Origin of the sequence: Pseudanabaena sp. UWO310, from assembly GCF_006861605.1 — a bacterium.
Classification (GTDB): Bacteria; Cyanobacteriota; Cyanobacteriia; order Pseudanabaenales; family Pseudanabaenaceae; genus Pseudanabaena.
In genome coordinates this window covers 65,111-83,070 of sequence record NZ_SELU01000003.1, presented here as the reverse complement: position 1 = coordinate 83,070, position 17,960 = coordinate 65,111, and the positions used below count along the sequence as shown (strand labels likewise).

18 protein-coding genes and 2 pseudogenes are annotated in these 17,960 nt (G+C 42.6%); 10 read left to right on the top strand and 10 right to left on the bottom strand.

The features are described 5' to 3' along the window. The first annotated feature begins 51 nt into the window (after nt 1-51). From PseudUWO310_RS02065 to accD, 6 genes are all read left to right on the top strand, one after another. Nucleotides 52-393 (top strand): MgPME-cyclase complex family protein, encoded by a 342-nt coding sequence (locus PseudUWO310_RS02065; RefSeq protein WP_142598595.1) that lies wholly within the window; start codon nt 52-54, stop codon nt 391-393. 288 nt (nt 394-681) lie between these two features. Next, nucleotides 682-1,656: a hypothetical protein gene (locus tag PseudUWO310_RS02060; RefSeq protein ID WP_142598593.1), complete on the top strand. Its 975-nt coding sequence runs from the start codon at nt 682-684 to the stop codon at nt 1,654-1,656. Beyond that, a complete protein-coding gene (locus PseudUWO310_RS02055) occupies nt 1,653-3,668 on the top strand; it encodes a pentapeptide repeat-containing protein (protein ID WP_142598590.1) in 2,016 nt (671 codons plus the stop codon). Before PseudUWO310_RS02060 ends, PseudUWO310_RS02055 begins: the two co-directional genes overlap by 4 nt. 347 nt (nt 3,669-4,015) lie before the next feature. Continuing rightward, on the top strand, nt 4,016-4,774 hold the full coding sequence (grpE, locus tag PseudUWO310_RS02050; RefSeq protein WP_142598588.1) for a nucleotide exchange factor GrpE: 759 nt from the start codon (nt 4,016-4,018) through the stop codon (nt 4,772-4,774). Between the two features lie 116 nt (nt 4,775-4,890). Then, complete coding sequence (gene dnaK / locus PseudUWO310_RS02045; protein ID WP_142598586.1) at nt 4,891-6,756, top strand: molecular chaperone DnaK; 1,866 nt, start codon at nt 4,891-4,893, stop codon at nt 6,754-6,756. Between the two features lie 143 nt (nt 6,757-6,899). Then, nucleotides 6,900-7,874: an acetyl-CoA carboxylase, carboxyltransferase subunit beta gene (gene accD, locus PseudUWO310_RS02040; RefSeq protein ID WP_142598584.1), complete on the top strand. Its 975-nt coding sequence runs from the start codon at nt 6,900-6,902 to the stop codon at nt 7,872-7,874. On the opposite strand, the pseudogene PseudUWO310_RS02035 reads toward accD, so the two are convergent. Next, nucleotides 7,871-8,257 (bottom strand): annotated as a pseudogene (locus PseudUWO310_RS02035) (hypothetical protein); the annotation flags it as partial. The gene accD and the pseudogene PseudUWO310_RS02035 overlap by 4 nt on opposite strands. 1 nt (nt 8,258) lies before the next feature. Here PseudUWO310_RS02035 and PseudUWO310_RS02030 point away from each other — a divergent pair. Continuing rightward, nucleotides 8,259-8,558: pseudogene (locus tag PseudUWO310_RS02030) on the top strand (TetR-like C-terminal domain-containing protein); the annotation flags it as partial. A gap of 26 nt (nt 8,559-8,584) precedes the next feature. Here the strand turns inward: PseudUWO310_RS02030 and PseudUWO310_RS02025 are convergent. Both PseudUWO310_RS02025 and nagA read right to left on the bottom strand, forming a co-directional pair. Beyond that, complete coding sequence (locus tag PseudUWO310_RS02025; protein WP_142598580.1) at nt 8,585-9,076, bottom strand: DUF29 domain-containing protein; 492 nt, start codon at nt 9,074-9,076, stop codon at nt 8,585-8,587. A gap of 93 nt (nt 9,077-9,169) precedes the next feature. Then, nucleotides 9,170-10,243: an N-acetylglucosamine-6-phosphate deacetylase gene (nagA, locus tag PseudUWO310_RS02020; protein ID WP_142598578.1), complete on the bottom strand. Its 1,074-nt coding sequence runs from the start codon at nt 10,241-10,243 to the stop codon at nt 9,170-9,172. 133 nt (nt 10,244-10,376) lie between these two features. Here nagA and PseudUWO310_RS02015 point away from each other — a divergent pair, with 133 nt between their 5' ends. Further along, a complete protein-coding gene (locus PseudUWO310_RS02015) occupies nt 10,377-10,961 on the top strand; it encodes a Uma2 family endonuclease (protein ID WP_142598575.1) in 585 nt (194 codons plus the stop codon). Nucleotides 10,962-11,091: 130 nt separating this feature from the next. Here PseudUWO310_RS02015 and PseudUWO310_RS02010 read toward each other — a convergent pair whose 3' ends face one another. The 5 genes from PseudUWO310_RS02010 to PseudUWO310_RS01990 form a co-directional block, all read right to left on the bottom strand. Next, on the bottom strand, nt 11,092-12,387 hold the full coding sequence (locus tag PseudUWO310_RS02010) for a hypothetical protein (RefSeq protein ID WP_142598573.1): 1,296 nt from the start codon (nt 12,385-12,387) through the stop codon (nt 11,092-11,094). A gap of 22 nt (nt 12,388-12,409) precedes the next feature. Continuing rightward, a complete protein-coding gene (locus PseudUWO310_RS02005; protein WP_142598571.1) occupies nt 12,410-12,682 on the bottom strand; it encodes a hypothetical protein in 273 nt (90 codons plus the stop codon). Nucleotides 12,683-12,858: 176 nt separating this feature from the next. Beyond that, nucleotides 12,859-13,611, bottom strand: a complete 753-nt coding sequence (locus PseudUWO310_RS02000; RefSeq protein WP_142598569.1) for a DUF561 domain-containing protein — start codon at nt 13,609-13,611, stop codon at nt 12,859-12,861. Nucleotides 13,612-13,945: 334 nt separating this feature from the next. Beyond that, the gene (locus tag PseudUWO310_RS01995) at nt 13,946-14,815 is read right to left on the bottom strand and encodes an aldose epimerase (RefSeq protein WP_142598567.1); all 870 of its coding nucleotides are present in this window, start codon (nt 14,813-14,815) and stop codon (nt 13,946-13,948) included. Between the two features lie 48 nt (nt 14,816-14,863). After that, nucleotides 14,864-15,286, bottom strand: a complete 423-nt coding sequence (locus tag PseudUWO310_RS01990; RefSeq protein WP_142598663.1) for a thiol-disulfide oxidoreductase DCC family protein — start codon at nt 15,284-15,286, stop codon at nt 14,864-14,866. Between the two features lie 7 nt (nt 15,287-15,293). On the opposite strand from PseudUWO310_RS01990, the gene PseudUWO310_RS01985 reads away from it, so the two are divergent. Next, nucleotides 15,294-15,680 carry a GFA family protein gene (locus PseudUWO310_RS01985; RefSeq protein WP_142598565.1) on the top strand — a complete coding sequence of 129 codons (387 nt, stop codon included), beginning with the start codon at nt 15,294-15,296 and terminating at the stop codon, nt 15,678-15,680. A 53-nt stretch (nt 15,681-15,733) separates the two neighbouring features. Here the strand turns inward: PseudUWO310_RS01985 and PseudUWO310_RS01980 are convergent, their stop codons facing one another. Together PseudUWO310_RS01980 and PseudUWO310_RS01975 are read right to left on the bottom strand one after the other, a co-directional pair. Next, nucleotides 15,734-16,087 (bottom strand): HesB/IscA family protein, encoded by a 354-nt coding sequence (locus tag PseudUWO310_RS01980; RefSeq protein ID WP_142598563.1) that lies wholly within the window; start codon nt 16,085-16,087, stop codon nt 15,734-15,736. Nucleotides 16,088-16,126: 39 nt separating this feature from the next. Continuing rightward, nucleotides 16,127-16,339 carry a hypothetical protein gene (locus tag PseudUWO310_RS01975; RefSeq protein ID WP_009625423.1) on the bottom strand — a complete coding sequence of 71 codons (213 nt, stop codon included), beginning with the start codon at nt 16,337-16,339 and terminating at the stop codon, nt 16,127-16,129. A 241-nt stretch (nt 16,340-16,580) separates the two neighbouring features. Between PseudUWO310_RS01975 and PseudUWO310_RS01970 the strand changes: the two genes are divergently transcribed. Next, on the top strand, nt 16,581-17,756 hold the full coding sequence (locus tag PseudUWO310_RS01970) for an LL-diaminopimelate aminotransferase (RefSeq protein ID WP_142598561.1): 1,176 nt from the start codon (nt 16,581-16,583) through the stop codon (nt 17,754-17,756). Nucleotides 17,757-17,960 lie beyond the last annotated feature (204 nt).

The following is a 17,960-nucleotide window of genomic DNA, read 5'->3' as shown; positions in this document are numbered from 1 at the left end:
GTTAACATAGATCTGGCTTTACAAGCTATTACCTTGTTAAGAAAAAAATTTATGTCAGAGTCCCAACAATATTATTTCGTGGCTGCTAGCCGTAAGTATTTGTGTGAAGACGAAGGAAAACCTTTGGGTGAAACACTATCGGAACGTCGGCGCAATTTTGAAGCCCGCAATAAGGAAATTAACTTTTGGTTAATCGAGCAGCCTGCTTTTTTAGAAGCCCCTGAGATGGCGGGTATTAAAAAGCAAATTCCCCAACCTGCGGCGGCGATCATTACCACCGATCCAAATACAATGCGCTGGCTGAAATTGAGACTTGAGTTTGTGGTGACTGGTGAATTTACAGCTCCGAGTGCTTCGATCCCACAACCGTTAGCATCTTTAGCGCTCGCCTAAGTAGCACCCTAAAAGCTGTGGCGCACGCTGCGCGTGCGCCACAGCTTTTTAATCTGGATTTTAATTATAGCTATAGTCAGTAAACCCAATAGAGAGTTGCGGCGCTTCGCGCCGCAACTCTCTATTGGGTTTGATGTCCTGACTTAAGTGAATATAGCTATATATGAGCCTATGATGCCTTTTCTTTTGGGTTAATGTGCTAAGGTGTGACCTTGAACTTACTGATCGAGTTGTTGATCGAGTTATCGATCAAGTTGCTGATCGCAAATAATATTGTGTCTAGATATTGTGTTTAGATCTTTTCGCACTAATCCTCTCTTGGGAGCACATCCTCAATATGGGTATGCAAGTTTGGGCTTTAAAGATATTTCCGTAAATGCTCAAAAATATGGCGATCGCAGTTTATACACTTCATCCCTTAAACGATCTCCAAGTAACCCATCTCCGAGTAAAGAAAAGGATTTAGAAAAAGATCTAGAAAGCAATCTAGAAAATAACGTCCATTGCAATTTGATTCAGGGTTTCTCTGTCCAAAAAGCAGGCAATAACCCTACTGAATGTGAAGACATTTGGCATTTTGCGAAATGTAACGCCAGAGTATCGATCGCATTATCCGATGGGGCGACTGAATCTTCCTTTGCGAGGGAATGGGCAAAAGAATTGGTTACAGCTTTTGTAGATCGTCCTTGCCCTTGGCAGGAGATTTATGGCTGTGCGGCTAATTGGCTATTGCCATTGCAAACAAATTGGCAGCAATGGCTAGCCCATCAGAATTTATCTTGGTTTGCTAAACGCAAGGCAGGATCAGGAGCCTTTGCGACTTTTTTGAGCTTAGAAGTTTTTACTAACTTGAGCTGGAAATCCCTTGCCGTGGGTGATTCCTGTTTATTTATCGTACGCGATCGCCTTTTGCATAAAAGCTTCCCGCTGCAAAATAGTCAAGAATTTAGTAATTGTCCCAAATTAATTGGTACTCACGGACAAGCCGCAAATATGCACATATCCCAAATACAGGGAGAGGCGAAAATTGGCGATCGCTTTTATCTGACCACCGATGCGATCGCTTGCTGGATTTTGAAGCAAATAGAAGCAAATCAAGATCCTTGGGTAAAATTAGAGGAGATCGATTCGCAAGCCTCCTTTGCCGAGTGGGTGAACGAACTGCGCGATCGGCGTGACATCGCCAATGACGATACCACCTTGCTATGTCTACAGATTCAGGAAACTTACGCCGCTCCTATGCCTCAAAATTGTGAGTCATGACAATTCAAACTTGGCCGTTAAATATTGACTTTACGATCGCGGTGCAAAATCCCCAACTTTGTTTTGCCGATCCCGAACTCAAACAAGCCAGCACTACGAAAAATTCGCGGGGAAGAGTATTGCTCTGGTCGGGAAACTTCGCCACAGTTTATAAGCTTACCAAAGGGAATCGGGCTTGGGCAGTGCGTTGCTTCACACGCATTCCGCAATCGGACGTGCAGCAACGTTACAGATTGATCGGTGACTATCTCAGCCAGCACCAAATCCCTTACTTAGTTGACTTTGAATTTCTCACTCAAGGCATTCTGGTGAAAGGCGAATGGTATCCAATCCTGAAAATGGATTGGGTCGATGGCTCGGAACTAGATCGCTACATCGGTGAATATATTGACGACTCCCAAGTACTCCTGCGCCTAGAGCGTCAATTAAAACAATTACAAAAGGATCTGCAACAAGTGGGCATCGCCCATGGGGATTTGCAGCATGGCAATATTATGGTAGATGCGCGGGGGGAACTCAAACTAGTGGACTATGACGGGATGTACGTTCCTGCCTTGCGAGGCGCACCACCCCTTGAGGTGGGGCATCCTAATTATCAGCCGCCAACGCGATCGCTCCATGATTTCGGCGATCGCCTTGATGAATTTTCCTTTGAGGTAATTTCACTATCTCTTCGCGCCCTAGCCAGTCAGCCCAATCTTTGGGAAACCTTCCATGAAGATAACAAAAATTTAATTTTTAGGCAAAATGACTTTCAGGAACCTGAATTATCGCCAGTTTTTCAATCGATCGCCAATATTCCCGATGATGAAACTCGCGAGCTATGCGATCGCCTCATCCGTCGATGTCGCAGCGAGGATCGCGACAAAGAACGCAGCAGTAAAGATAAAGACCGCAGTAAAGATCGGCAAGATTACCAATCAACAAGCCATATAAAAAAGCCCCAATCTCGCAGGTTTTTATGGGTAGGTTTGGCTTTGCTAGCGATGACAGGTTTGGGGCTGTGGTTCATCAAAAAAAGTCCATCCCCACCAATTGCGATAACTGCACCGAGCAATGCCCCCTTAAGTTCCCTTAAACCCACCAGTTCCCCCACAATCAGCAATTCCCCAACGCCTACCAATTCCCCAACGCCCACCAATTCCCCAACGCCGATCGCTTCACCTAGCACCAAATTAACCCCCATTACCGCAGCAACATTACAAGCGAAATATGCCGAAGGTCAGCGAGATTTCCACTCTATTCAGTTGATCGGCGGACAGAGCGATCGCTTACAAGGTCAAGACTTTAGCAATATTAATCTCAGTGGCTCAGTCCTCGAACGGGTCGATCTTCGCCAAGTTATTCTGAAAAACGCAAATTTAAATGGCGTAAAGATCGTTAAGGTCGATTTACGAGGCGGGGATTTAAGTAACGCCAGTGCCATTGATGCCAACCTATCTTTTTCTAACCTCACTGAAGCGAATTTATCTCAGGCAAATTTGTTGCGGGTCAATTTATTTCAGGCTAAGTTAGGCTCGGCTAATTTGCAAAAAGCGGAACTAATGAAAACTAACTTGAGTGAAGCCGATCTCAATTCGGCTAACCTCAAAGGGGCTAATTTGGTATTAACAAACCTCCGCAAAGCCAATCTCGTTAAGGCAAATCTTAGCGACAGCAATTTAAGTGCGGCTAACCTGAATGATGCAATTTTAGAAGGCGCTGACCTATCTGCTGCTGACTTGCGATCGGCTGAGCTAAATTTAACCAATCTCTCCAACGCCAATCTCAGCTCTGCCAATCTAACAGCCGCAAAATTAGTTTTGATCGAGTTTGCTGGCGCAAATCTCAACGGTGCAAATTTTCGCAATGCGATCGTTGAAAATATTGGCAGTATTGAATCTGCTGATTTTACTAATGCAGTTAACCTCGATCCGATCGTCCGCAAATATTTTTGCTCCTTAGCTTCTGGCAATGTAGCCGACAGTGGTAATTCCACCAAATCAACGCTTAATTGCTTGCCTTCCCTTTGAAATTTGCCAGCAATTTTTTGCAGAAAGGACGACAGAGATTTAAATAATAATGGTCAGCGCTTCGCGCTGACCATCATTAGGAAAAGCTGCTTTACAGTACGGGCTACATACATTAACCGCATGGCGATCGCGGTTAGTGCGATCGCATTCCGACAAGTTTAGGAATCTAAAATAAAAACAATATCTTAAGTAACACGCTAGGCTGAGAAAATTATTAAGGTCTATACGTGGACTCAGATAAAGAGTAAAATCGAAATGACTGACAAAAAACGTCAGAATTGACACTTAAATTTTAACTCTTAGCAATTTACTGCTAGTCTAAAAAGCGCTAAAAGAGTATCACCGTAATGATCGAAGAAGAAAACCAACTAAATTCTGATGACCTCATTGATGAAGATGATGAGGTTCTTGAGTCACGGCTGCAACAACTGGCAACCGAAGAGTTAAATCAAGACTCAAGTCCCGAAGTATCTCAAACAGAAGTTAGTCCTGCTTCTGCGGCAGCTAGCGAAACAAAGTCTGAAGCAAGCAAAGCAAATGCGGCGGCAGCAGCCACGCTAGAAAAAATTAATAACTTAATTGCCGAATCAACATCTCTAAGAGAGCAACTAGACGATCGCAAGCAACAGTACTTGCGTCTATATGCTGACTTCGAGAATTTTCGTAAGCGCACAGAGCGCGATAAAGAAGAGCAAGAAGGCACGATTACAGGTAAAATTCTCAAGAAAATCTTGCCAGTAGTCGATGATTTCGAGAGGGCACAATTGCAGATTTCACCTAAAACTGACGGTGAAGCCTCAATTCATAAAAGCTACCAGTCGGTATATAAGCAATTGCTTAAGTGCCTCAAGGAAACTGGTGTGGCAAGAATGGAATGTATCGGACAAGATTTCGATCCCAATTTCCACGAAGCTATCATGCAGGAGCCATCCCCTGACTACGAAGAGGGATTAATTACTGAAGAGTTACGTCCTGGATATTTAGTCAGCGACGATCGCGTTTTGCGTCATGCTCTTGTCAAAGTTTCTTCGGGCAAAATTGGCGGTGATGGCAATCCAGCATCCGCAGATAATGCTTCCGAAAATGCATCTAGTGAAGCTAACTAGATTAAATATTTCAAGATGCGATCGCCATTGCATCTTGAAAGGCATTCTTAGGGTACATTATTCAGAAATTCATTAAGCTAGACTTTTAAAAAAGCTTTGTAACGGAACTGACGATTATGTCGAAAGTAATTGGGATCGACCTTGGTACGACAAACAGTTGTGTTTCGGTTTTAGAGGGTGGTAAACCCGTTGTCATCTCCAGTGCTGAGGGTGGACGCACCACTCCCAGTATTGTTGCCTTTGTCAAAGATAGCAACGAGCGCATTGTAGGACAGGTAGCGAAGCGACAATCTGTTACCAACTCCGTAAATACGGTCTATAGTATTAAGCGTTTCATTGGACGCGGCTGGGGCGAGACCGAAGAGGAGCGTCGGCGGGTTCCCTATAAGGCAGTCAAAGGTAAAGATGAAACTGTCGATGTCCAAATTGGCGAAAAGACCTATACCCCTCAAGAAATTTCGGCAATGATCCTGCAAAAGTTAAAGCAGGATGCAGAAAACTATCTGGGCGAAGAAGTGACTCAGGCGGTCATTACCGTTCCTGCATACTTCACCGATACTCAGCGTCAGGCAACAAAAGATGCTGGGGCAATTTCGGGGATGGAAGTATTGCGGATTGTCAATGAGCCTACCGCCGCCGCCCTTGCCTATGGTTTAGACAAACAAGATCAAGATCAAATTGTTTTAGTATTTGACCTTGGTGGCGGTACGTTTGATGTGTCCGTACTGCAACTAGGCGATGGTATTTTTGAAGTCAAAGCAACTTCTGGCAATAATCACCTTGGGGGTGATGACTTTGACGCAGCGATCGTTGACTGGCTATTGGCTGATTTCAAACAAAAAGAAGGGATTGATTTAGCTGCCGATAAGACCGCCTTACAGCGACTCAAGGAAGCCGCCGAAAAAGCCAAGATCGAACTTTCTAGCGCCCCTTCCACCTTAATCAGCTTGCCATTTATTGCCGCTGATGCTAGCGGTCCCAAGACAATTGAGCTAGATTTCACCCGCTCTAAGTTTGATGAAATTACCGCGCCTCTTGTCAAAGCCACCCTCGAACCTACTGCCCAAGCTTTGAAAGATGCAGGGCTATTGCCTAAGGAAATCAACCGCATTATTTTGGTTGGTGGTTCCACCCGCATTCCTTCAGTACAGGAAGCCATATCGAAATTTTTCGATGGTAAAAAGCCAGACCAATCCGTTAATCCCGATGAAGCCGTAGCGATCGGAGCCGCCGTTCAAGCTGGCATTCTCGGTGGTGAAGTCAAGGATTTACTGTTATTAGATGTAATTCCCCTGTCGATCGGGTTGGAAACACAAGGTGGCGTATTTACCAAGAACCTAGAACGCAATACCACCATCCCTACAAGTAAGTCTCAGATTTTCTCTACAGCCGTTGACAACCAATCAGCGGTAGAAATCCACGTCCTTCAAGGCGAACGAGCCATGGCAAAAGATAATAAAAGCCTTGGTAAGTTTGAGTTAGAAGGTATTCGCCCTGCGCCAAGGGGAATTCCTCAGATTGAAGTTTCCTTTGATATCGATGCTAATGGCATCCTTAAGGTATCTGCCCGCGATATTGATACTGGGGTCGAGCAGAGTATCAGTATCACTAACACTGGTGGCTTAAGCCCTAGTGAAATTGAGAGAATGCGGATGGAGGCTGAAGTCTATTCCGAAGAAGATGAAGCTCGTCGCGAGCTTGCCAATATGCGCAACCAATCTTCTAACCTCATTCGTACTGTCGAAGAAATTCTTAGAGACAATGGTCCTACCGTAATTAGTCAAAGTATGCGTGAGACTCCACTCAAAAATGTGGAAACCCTCAAAAATCTCTACGAATCTGAAGATGCTACCTACGAGGATCTGCAAATTGCCATTAAACCTTTACAGCAATCATTGTTTGAATTAACTCAAGCCGTTGAAAAATACTCTCAAGTCGAGCGGGTTAAGCAAAAGCCTAGCAGTAGTGACACCTTAGAATAAAGCAGAAGGGAGATGTTCGGCATCCCCTCTGTTTTACTGAGAGCGCAAAGCACTGTATGATGACAGAGTTATCCTCGTATTTTTAGCTACAGTTGTTATTGCTATTAATGACTGTAAGCTTGTTCTGTAAACCGTGAGCCGCTATGTCACTGTTTGATTGGTTTGCCGAAACGCGTTCGCGCGCAAGTGAAGCATATCGCCGCAAAAGTCCTAATCTCAATCAAGACTCTCAAGAACGCGAAATTCCTGATGGGTTGTGGCACAAATGTTCTAGTTGTGGTGCTTTGACCTACGTTAAGGACTTAAAGACCAATTTGATGGTTTGTCCCGAATGCGGTCATCACAATCAAGTTAATGCCTACGAGCGCATAGCTCAGTTGATCGATGCGGGGACATGGCAAGAGATGGATGCGGATTTAACTTCCTGCGATCCGCTAGGATTTAAAGATCGTAAGCCCTATATTGATCGCATCAAAGAATATCGCCAAAAAACAGGCTTAAGTGATGGGGTGATCACTGGCACTGGCAAGATCGATGGTTGTGATGCAGCCCTTGCGGTGATGGATTTCCGCTTTATGGGCGGCAGTATGGGTTCAGTTGTCGGCGAAAAGATTACCCGTATGCTGGAAACTGCGACAGCAAAGCGTTATCCTGCTTTGATCTTTTGCGCTTCTGGTGGGGCGCGGATGCAAGAAGGAATTTTGAGCTTAATGCAAATGGCAAAGACTTCGGCGGCTCTTGAGCGTCATCGTCAGGCTAATTTGCTGTATATTCCCATTTTGACTAATCCCACAACGGGCGGCGTAACCGCAAGTTTTGCGATGCTTGGGGATTTGATTTTAGCTGAGCCAAAAGCTTTGATCGGTTTTACGGGACGACGGGTCATCGAGCAAACCCTTAAGCAAAAAATTCCTGAAGGTTTTCAATCATCCGAATATTTGCTCGATCATGGGTTTGTGGATGCGGTTGTTCCTAGAACTAAGCTCAAGCAAAGTCTTGCGATGATTTTAAAAATGCACCAACCACAAACAGATATTAATAGCGATCGCCATCTTAATGGTGCTGTTAAGTCTGGAGTTGATATTGTGTCTGAGGCAAGCTTAGCTTCTGAAATTTAATGAATGAGTGGCAGCAGATCGAACTCTTGTCGGATATCGAGAAGTGTTCGATCAAGTAAGGGCTGAAATTCAAAAAAAGGCAATCGTTTATTACGTTTACGAATTTTAGACCAAATTGAAATTAATTCTGGGATAAGTGGTGGTAGAACTTTCAAAATATTGCCATACAGCCAAAGCACACCATGCTCTTGAATCATATCGTCGTACATCACATCGACAGCAGGAGTTTTTCGCATTTCACGGAATTTTTGAAAAGTACATTCACTTGTCCACCAAAATAAAGGCAATATCTTTAGCTCATCATACATACCAGTGTCACAGCCATAAATGACATGACCGACATCATGGGCAAGCAAAATTTTGGCAAATTCAGGTGGCTGACTAAATGCTGCTCAAATTTCTCTAAATCCATTGGGACGACAAACTGTTTCCATGATTATTAGCAGTGCATCCAGCAATTCAGAATTTGATCAGATTTATTGTCAAAAGTACTTACAACCACGCCGAGAAGCTTTTGACATTGTTATCAAAAGGGCGAAATCTAGGCATGAAGTTTCGCAAGATTTAGATTCAGAATTAGTTTTCGATACGATGAGTGGAATTATGCTTTACGCGATGATATTTCCACCCACCACAGAATCTTGGGAAGAATATGTTCGCCGCGCCCTGAGATTGATTTTTTGAGTTTGATATTGAATTAATTTATATTCTTATGGAGCAGGGAAATAGTCTTCGTCCAAGACTTGATCGGTTGTAAATGGACACTCTATAGGAAAAATATTTGGCGACAGTTCTGTTTCAACTACTGCGAGTTGTCTTGCATCTAGATAGACATCAGTAAACTCCTGTAGGAAATATCTTCTCAGGCTAGGACTATTTTTAAAAGCTTTACGAATTCTTTGACGATGTTCAATTATAGTATAGCGCCAACTATTAGTTCTTTTATCGGCTTGGTATTTATATTTGAGTAAGTGCATGAGAATAATTTTGAGATTACTTTCTAGCGCTTGTTTTTGGCTATTACCCATGTCTGCAATTTCTTCGAGCAAATTCTCTAAGTCCAAATCTCTAAGGTTTCCTTCATGCAATAGCAATAAAGCCCTCTCGATCCACAAGCAAAAATCCTGTTCATAGAGAGCATTATGAGTTATTTCTGGTTGAGTTTTTTGCTGAGTTTGGGTTTGGTCAGTGGCGATCACCATATCTGTTTGCTAGCTTTTTTTGCCTATATTATTAGTGATTCAATTATAACTAATTGTATCTGAGATAGTTTTAGATACTGAAATTTAGCTATATCAATTAACTTCGCAACCGAATCCTCTCGTAGTCGATTGAAAGTCTAGTGGAGCAAAAAATTCCATAGCATAATCTGACATAGCACAAGAGAACGAGTAACTGCACCAAGTGAGCCGCTGAGGAGCATTTTGATCGATTTCAAAATTCATGGCAAGGCGTGGAGCTTCGATCGCTAATTTAATAGCATTTTCTGGCTCACAAACTCCCCACTCGATCAGATTATTGACTGCCTTGATTAAGGGCATGGTCGTGCCTGAAAGCGTGCCATCGGGTAATCTCGCTGTACCGTTTTGAATCGTAATTTGGCGATCGTCCCAAGGATAAGTGCCATCGGGCAAACCAAGGGGCGCAAGGGCATCACTGACCAAAAAAATTTGTTTTTTCGTCCGATAGAGCAGTTGGATCATTTCGGGCGAAACATGAACGCCATCGGCGATTAATCCACACCAAACCCGATCGCTTAATATTGCTGCGCCCAATAGCCCCACATCACGATGATGCAAACTCGGCATGGCATTAAAGGCATGGGTGACCATCGTGGCTCCTTGGGCGATCGCCATTCGCGTTTGTTCGGCATTTGCTGTGGAGTGACCTAAGCTCACAATAATATGGCGATCGCATAAATATTGAATCGTTTCCCCCGATGGATCGAGTTCGGGCGCGAGGGTAACTAATTTAATAATGTCAGCGTAATCACCTAATACCTGCCGTAATGTATCGAGATTAAGCGGTAATAGATGTTGTTGGGGATGTGCGCCTCGCTTGTCGGGATGTAGAAAAGGTCCTTCGAGATGGACTCCTAAAATTTTGGCCTCGTGAGGATCGGGATTTTGCTTTTGATGGGCGATCGCTTCGGCTAGGAAAAAAAGCGATCGATGTATTTGTTCGATGGATGTAGTAACAAGGGTAGGCAAAAATCCATCTAGTCCCTGTTGATAGAGAAATCGACAAATTTCTGGTAACTTAGCAGCGCGATCGCGATTTAGATCATTAAAAGGAATTCCTAATGCTCCATTAATTTGAAGGTCAATTGCGCCTTGGGTAGAACAGATAATTTTACGTAAACCTGTCATGATTTCTCGCGATCGCTAATTATTTTCATCGAACTAAGAACGTGCGCCCCTTCGGGACGCACTCTCTTAGAATTACTATAGGCTGAGTTATGATGATCGTAAATATCACTCCAACCTACCTAATTCTAAGCTTATGACAGTTCAATTGCTTACGCAAAACCAGAATAAGTTGGCGAATAAGTTCCTATTGACAACCCAGCAATATCATCTCATGCACGAAGTTGGTGTTTTCCAAGAAGGCGATCGCATTGAGCTAATTAACGGAGAAATTCAAACTATGTCCCCAATTGGCAGAAAACACGCTACCTGTGTTGCTCGACTGAATGCAATATTTACTAATCGTCTTTTTGGCAAGGCTATCATCTGGCCGCAAAACTCAATTCGTCTAAATGATAACTCTGAGCCGCAGCCAGATATTGCCATCTTGAAATTTCGTGATGATTTTTATGAAGAGGGATTACCAACGCCAGAGGATATTTTGTTAATTATCGAGGTTGCTGATAGTTCCATTGATTACGATCGCGAAGTCAAAGCTCCTCTATACTCGGCGGCAGGGATTCCTGAAATGTGGTTGTTTGATGTGAATAAAAAAGCGATCGAAGGATATTCGCAACCATCGGCAAATGGATATAAGTTAATTAGACGTTATGATGAGAATGATACTCTATCAATTATTGCTTTTCCTGATGTGACTTTCAATTGGAATGAACTGTTTTAAAAAGATTAATCTCTTAAACTTAGAAATCTCTGTGTTCATAAAATATTATTTTCTATTGCTTAAACTCCCTAACTCCCTTACCTTCTTAACTTGGTATGCTAGTTAAACAAAAAAATTTAGAACAAATAATTCACGAATTTTCAAGATGAGATTGATGAACATAAAGCTCACAAGTTACTCTGCGAATGCAATAGCTAACATATTCACGTAAATTTAGCAGTGGTAAAGTTACCATAGGAGAGCGATTACGATTTTTGGTAGAAAAATCCAGCTGTGGTACAGTTTGTCCATAGTAAGATCTTGAAGATAATAATCGACCTGTATGAAGATACTGTGATCTGTCATCATATGTATCCTTAACAAATTTTGCTACATTCAATCCATGATGTCTTTCTACAAGCTCTTTAACACGAGCAGATATCCGAAATTGCACTTGGTTGCATGTAGGACATGTAGATGGATTTGGTGATCCAACCAAAGAAAGGACTTCAAGGGATGAAATATAGTGAACCATTGCTATTTCAGACAATGATTGTGACTGCCCCATAATGTAAGACTGTTCTTCCAAAAAACGTGCTGCATGAAAGTGATGACAAGCATCTAAAATTTTCTGTTTATCCTTATCTATATTATCTTGAACTATATTATTGATTAGCCTCAAGCATTCTTCATTAAGAACGAGTTTACGCTCAACAAATGGGTAACCATCAATCCAATCTTGTTCAAGTGGAGGATTAGCTATTTGAAAAGTGCTTGAAAATGGTGGACAGGGGTTAGTTATTTTATCTATCTCAAAAAATAAGTTTGTAAATGCTGAAAGAGTATCTAAAATAGCAGGAGCATAAAGTAAAAACTGATTATTAGCATCTACAGCGTCAAAGGCACGAACTCTAATCAGCAAATCTGTCTCACGGAAATCACTCCATAAAGACCAATTATCATTGAGAAAATGAAAAAAATCCGCCTTACGTTTATTTTTTTTGAAAAGAGAAAAGAAGTCGAATCTATAACTATCACGAATAAGAAGGCGAACCGTGTCTGATCCTAGATTATTTTGAAATAAGAAGCGGTACGCAATTAGAATGTTAGCAGCGATAGATATGTCCGATTCATTAGAAGCTTCAGCAATTCTGACACAATTTTCAAATCTGCTAATAGGTAAGTCATTATTATCAACATCGTCAAAAATAATAGATTCAATAACACCTCGTCTTTTATATGTGACACTAATACGGATTTTAGAAGGTAATGCAAGATCAGCATAGCCAAAGTGAATAATGAGATAATCTCGATCTTTGCTTGGGATATATTGCCAAGATAGTTTGCCAAATTCTAAACGCAATGCAGCCCAAAGTGCGCGAAGAAACCGATTGCTTGCAATTTCATCAGATAGCTTTTTTATTAGTGGTATCGCTATACTTGTCATTAGGTAATTGTTATCGACATGTTTATACTTCTATATCTAAATGAATACTCCAACCACGAATTGGATTAACTTCATTTGCTAAAATCTCTTCATCTCTTTCTGAGATATCCTTTTCATTGGAAGTACCCAAACCTGCAATTGACAGTAAAAAACTGTTGTGAGGCAGATCTACTCTTGTCTCAACAGTCTTGTAGCGAAGATAGCCGATAAAAGTAACAAGCTCAGGGAAAGAATCCTCTGGCAAGTTATTAATTAACTCAATAATCTGCTGTCGCGTTGGAGTTAGAGTATTCATAAGCAAAATATGAAAGATGCTCCTTATATTTTAGCTACAAGATTAGGCGATCGCACTTTTAGCTAGCTGATTTCATGAGGAAGGCGATCGCTTTGAACCTTTAGAAAACTCATAGCGATCGCCTTTCAGTTTATAGATTTTGCTAATTTGCTAACGCGAAATCAAGCAAATATTGATTACACAATTGCTTGGTTTGCAACATTGCTATTGATTGATTCTTTCAGAGCGCGAACAGTCGCAATCATGGAAACCACATCATTTAATTGGTTAACAGCAGAACCAACACCAACACCCGACGCACCAGCAGCGATCGCCATTGGTGCAGTGATATTACTCAAACCAGAAGCGCACATTACGGGAATAGAAACGGCACGGCTAATCGCATGGGCAGCGGCAAGGGTAGGCGATGCTTTTTCGATCGCACCGAGTACACCTGCATGGGTTGGAGCGGAACTCGTACCACCTTCAGTTTGGATGATGTCAGCTCCAATTGCTTCTAGTCTCTCCGCGAGGGTAACTTGCTCATCAAGGGGCAAAGTGTGAGGAACCGTGACGGAAATTGCAGTATGAGGCAACAATGCTCTGGTTTCTTGGGTAAGAGCAATAATTTCATCGGTGGTGAATACACGACCTTGAGCGTAGAAGCTGTCGTAGTTACCAATTTCTACGAGATCTGCGCCATTAGCAACGGCTTCTACTAACTTGCTAGATTCCACTGCGGAAACACAAATAGGTAAAGAGCAATTAGCCTTAGCGATCGCAATGAGTTCAGCATCAGCAGCAATGTCAACGAATGTTGCGCCACCGCGATCGGCTGCTTGCACGACCATTTTCACGGAGTCGCGATCGAAGTTTTGCAAGCCACTAATGATTTTTAGAGCGCTACGGCGGCTGAAAGCATTTGCCAAGGTAATAGGTAAACGTGACATAATCTGTGTCATCCTAGATAGACTAAATATTTAGATGTACGACTACTTTAACGCGATTTTGGGTAAAACCCAAAGAGTACAGGTCTGCATATCCTACTCTTTGGGCTTCTATAGCTACAGTCACTTGAATGAGGACAAATCAAACCCCAAGAATTGAGTGGCGGCGCGAAGCGCCGCCACTCAATTCTTGGGGTTTATGTCCTAAAAACCATAACAACATAAAAAGCCAAAAGATGAATGGCGGCGCAAAGCGCCGCCATTCATCTTGGCTTTTATGTCCTGATACAGTTGATAGCAGCTAAATAGAGCCGCTACACAATGCCAAAATCGACATTTAAAAGAACTCTGCGGTGATACTCACAACAGCTTTACAACTAGCATTAGGTTCTAGAACAGTTAAATATTCTTTAGTATTAAGAGCATTACGAGTTGCACTCCAAGGCTCTAGGCAATAGAAGTCCTTGCCCTTAACTGTCCAAAAGACAAGATAGGTATAGAAATCATCGTAATCGATCGCAATTTTGAGATTGCGATCACGATCGATAATTGAGGTTGAGCGGCTAGAGAGATTACCAAATACGGAATCAATCTCATCTTGATCGAAGTCAAACTTACCATCAAAGGCAAAGTTCTCTTTGGTGCGATTATCTTCATAGCGAACTGAAGGAATATGAGCTTCGATTTGATTTTTGTCGCCACAGAGAAAATAGGGATGGAAGCCAGAGGAGAAAGGCATCGGTGTCGAAGAGAGGTTTTTGTACTCCTGATGAATCTCTAAGGTATTTCCCTTTAGCACATAGGTAAAGGCTAAATGAAAGTCAAATGGATAGACAGCCTTAGTTTTTTCGTTACTAACTAGCTCAATCGTTACACTTGCTGCGTCATCGGTCTGCTGCCCTACAGCGCTCCAAGCAGATTCACGGGCAAATCCATGCTGTTTGATCTTGTAGTCTATGCCGTCAATATCATAGGTATCATTGGGCAAATTACCACAGAGAGGGAATAAGATGGGATTTCCGCCTCTAACACTCAAATCAGGATGGGTAAATCGCTCAGTGTCAAGATAGAAAACCTCTTGTCCATTGATCCGCCAGCTTGTCACAATGCCACCGCGCTCTGGCACAACTTCTATTTGAGAACCTGTGCTCTCATCAGACAAGACATAGGTTTTGTATTGCTTTTGCTCGATAGAAACTGTATACACAAAATTTGCCTTGTAACATTTCAGAAATAATTATATAGCAAAGGAGAATTATGGTTCGTTCCTATCTGTTTTTTTGACCGCACATCCAAAGGGATAAGCTGTGTAATAGGTGCGATCGCGTTTGCCAAACAATTCATATCGAGTATCGCGAACTTGGATATATACTGAATCCCCCAGATTTTTTAGGGGTGACATTGCGCGATATGCCCCAACGAAAGCCTTCCCCAAGGGTAACAGTCGTACAATTTCTTCAGCCGCATCACTGCCTTGCCATCTATGGGTCGGTTCCGTGAGATCGATGAGGATCATTCCCATTTCACAATCGGCAGGGGTGACATTTAACTGTTGTAAGTTTTCTTCATCCTGCATCGGCACATAGCCGAACAATCTACCCCGATCAAACTTCGATAAAAGTCTAACAAAGCTAACACAAAGATTACAATTACCATCATAGATTACGGCGTAGGACATAGACATAATGACTATTACTTTGGCTCTTGGTGGTTGCCACTGTGGAGCAGTGAGATTTCGCGTGGCGATACGTAAATATGAGGCGATCGATTGTAATTGTTCGATCTGCCAAAAGAAAGGAATCCTGCATTTGATCGTACCACCTGAAGATTTTGAGTTGCTACAGGGTGAGGATAATCTAGAGACCTATAGCTTTAATACAGGTATTGCGAAGCATAATTTCTGTAAAACTTGCGGCATTCATCCCTTTTACCGTCCGCGATCGCATCCTCAGGATTACGACATTAATATTCGCTGCTTAGATGGTGATGCCATGGAGAAGTTTACCATTCAATATTTTGACGGAAAACATTGGGAAGATAACGTTTCGCAGATTCGAGCATCAGTTAGTTAAAGAATAAAAAATGGGAAGTGCTTGGCACTTCCCATTTTTTATTATTGATCTAGTTAGCTACAGGCGACAGGTGCGCCCAATTCTTTGGGGGTAGCAAAGGAAGTACCACAACTGCAAGACTTGCTCGCGTTAGGATTGCGGAAACGGAATCCTCCTCCAAGCAAATCTTCGGTGTAGTCAAGTTCTAGTCCTTGCAACTGGGGCAAATTGCTATTGTTAATCACAATTTTTACACCATTGCATTCGTATTGATTGTCATCCGCTTCAAGTTGATCGGCAAAATCCATCAAATAAGATAAGCCCGAGCAGCCACCTTGCTTAATGCCTAAACGCAGAGGTGCAGAGGTAGCGCGTTGGCTTTGGAGGTTTCTTACGCGAGCGATCGCTGCGTCAGTCAATGTAATCATGCGAAATTTTCCTATATACGAATCGTGCTAATGGCAATCTTAGTCTTCTAATAGGACAAGCGCAATACTAGCGAGGGAGACATTTGTATAGCCAGCCACCTTGACTGCTTTGTAAAGGGGCTTAGTAAGAGGAAATTTATGTACGCCCAGCAATCGCACACCCTGATCTAGCAATAGTCCAGACTTAAAGTGAAAATTGCGATGTAACTTTATCGCTTTAGCAAGCTTAGATTTAGCTTTGCAGCAAACCATGGGTTTTCTCCAAATAATTTTGACAGCTATCTCTATGTTATCGCAAGTACTAAAAAGTGTGGGGTAGTGTGGGAGGCGTAGTTATACCAATTCACGAAAGTGTGACAACACTTTCGTGAATTGGTATAACGTTGGTTGAGCGGAATCGAAGCAATGTGGTGGGACATTTTTGATCCGCAAGAGCCTTAGCGTAAAATTATCTGTATCTTCATCGACCTTTTATCTGTTTATCTACTAAATTATGCAATTTGCCGATCGCCTCAAGCCTCTACAATTTAATGTCTTTGCCGATATGGATCGGGCTAAAAGTGAGGTCAGAGCCACAGGAATGACCGTCATCGATCTATCCCTTGGTTCCTCCGATCTACCGACAGAGCCATTTATTTTAGAAGCGATCGCCAAATCTTTAAACGATCCCCATACCCATGGCTATTCTCTATTTGGAAGTACCTTAGACTTTAGGGAAGCAGTAGCCGCATGGATAAAACAGCGCTTTAGCCTCACAATCGATCCAGAAACAGAAGTATTACCTCTCATTGGCTCACAGGAAGGTACAGCCCATTTACCCCTTGCGATCCTCAATCCTAATGATTTTGCACTTCTGCAAGATCCTGGCTATCCATCCCACTATGGCGGAATTCATCTAGCAGGTGGGCGCGTTTATGGAATGCCCCTATTAGCGGAAAACAACTTTTTACCAGTATTTGCCGATATCCCCGCCGCAGTCCTCAGTCAAGCCAAAATGATGGTGTTAAGCTATCCCCACAATCCCACCACCGCTACCGCCACGCTGGAATTCTTGCAATCAGCAGTTCAGTTTTGTCAAGCGCATAATCTCGTATTAGTGCATGACTTCCCTTATCTCGATCTGATTTTTGATGGTTCAAAGCCACCCTCAATCTTGCAAGCCGATCGCGATCGCTGCGTTAGCATCGAATTTTTTACCATGTCCAAATCCTACAATATGGGCGGATTTCGGGTAGGCTTTGCCGTCGGTAATCGCGACCTAATTCAAGCTTTGCGCCAAGTTAAAGCGGCGGTAGATTTCAATCAATATCAGGGGATCATGCGTGGTGCGATCGAGGCTTTGGCAAGCGATCGCGTATCGATTGATCGTGTAGTTAGCGCATTTCAAGAGCGGCGCGATGCGATGATTGATTCGCTCAAGGCGATCGGCTGGGCAATTCCCACACCTAAGGCAACCATGTATCTTTGGGCAAAATTACCCGATCGCTATGCCCATGATTCAGTTAAATTTTGTCTAGATCTAATTAGCTCGACTGGCATAGCCCTATCTCCGGGCAAGGGTTTTGGTCAGCATGGTGAGGGTTATGTCAGATTTGCCTTAGTCCATCCACCAGAGATTTTGCGAGAAGCTGCCCAAAGAATCGGTACATTCTTACAGCTTCAAAAATAAAATTGGAATGAAAACATTCTGCATAATTCTAATGGCGACAGATGTAGTATTACTTCCACTTTTGTAGGCTTTATTTGTTAAGATTAGCTTAAACCTTGTATACATTGAAATCACTACAGCTTGCCAAAGACTAAAATAAATCGCTTAATACCACTAGCCGATTGAAATTTGTCGATGAAAGTCGCTATTGTTAAAGTCACATTT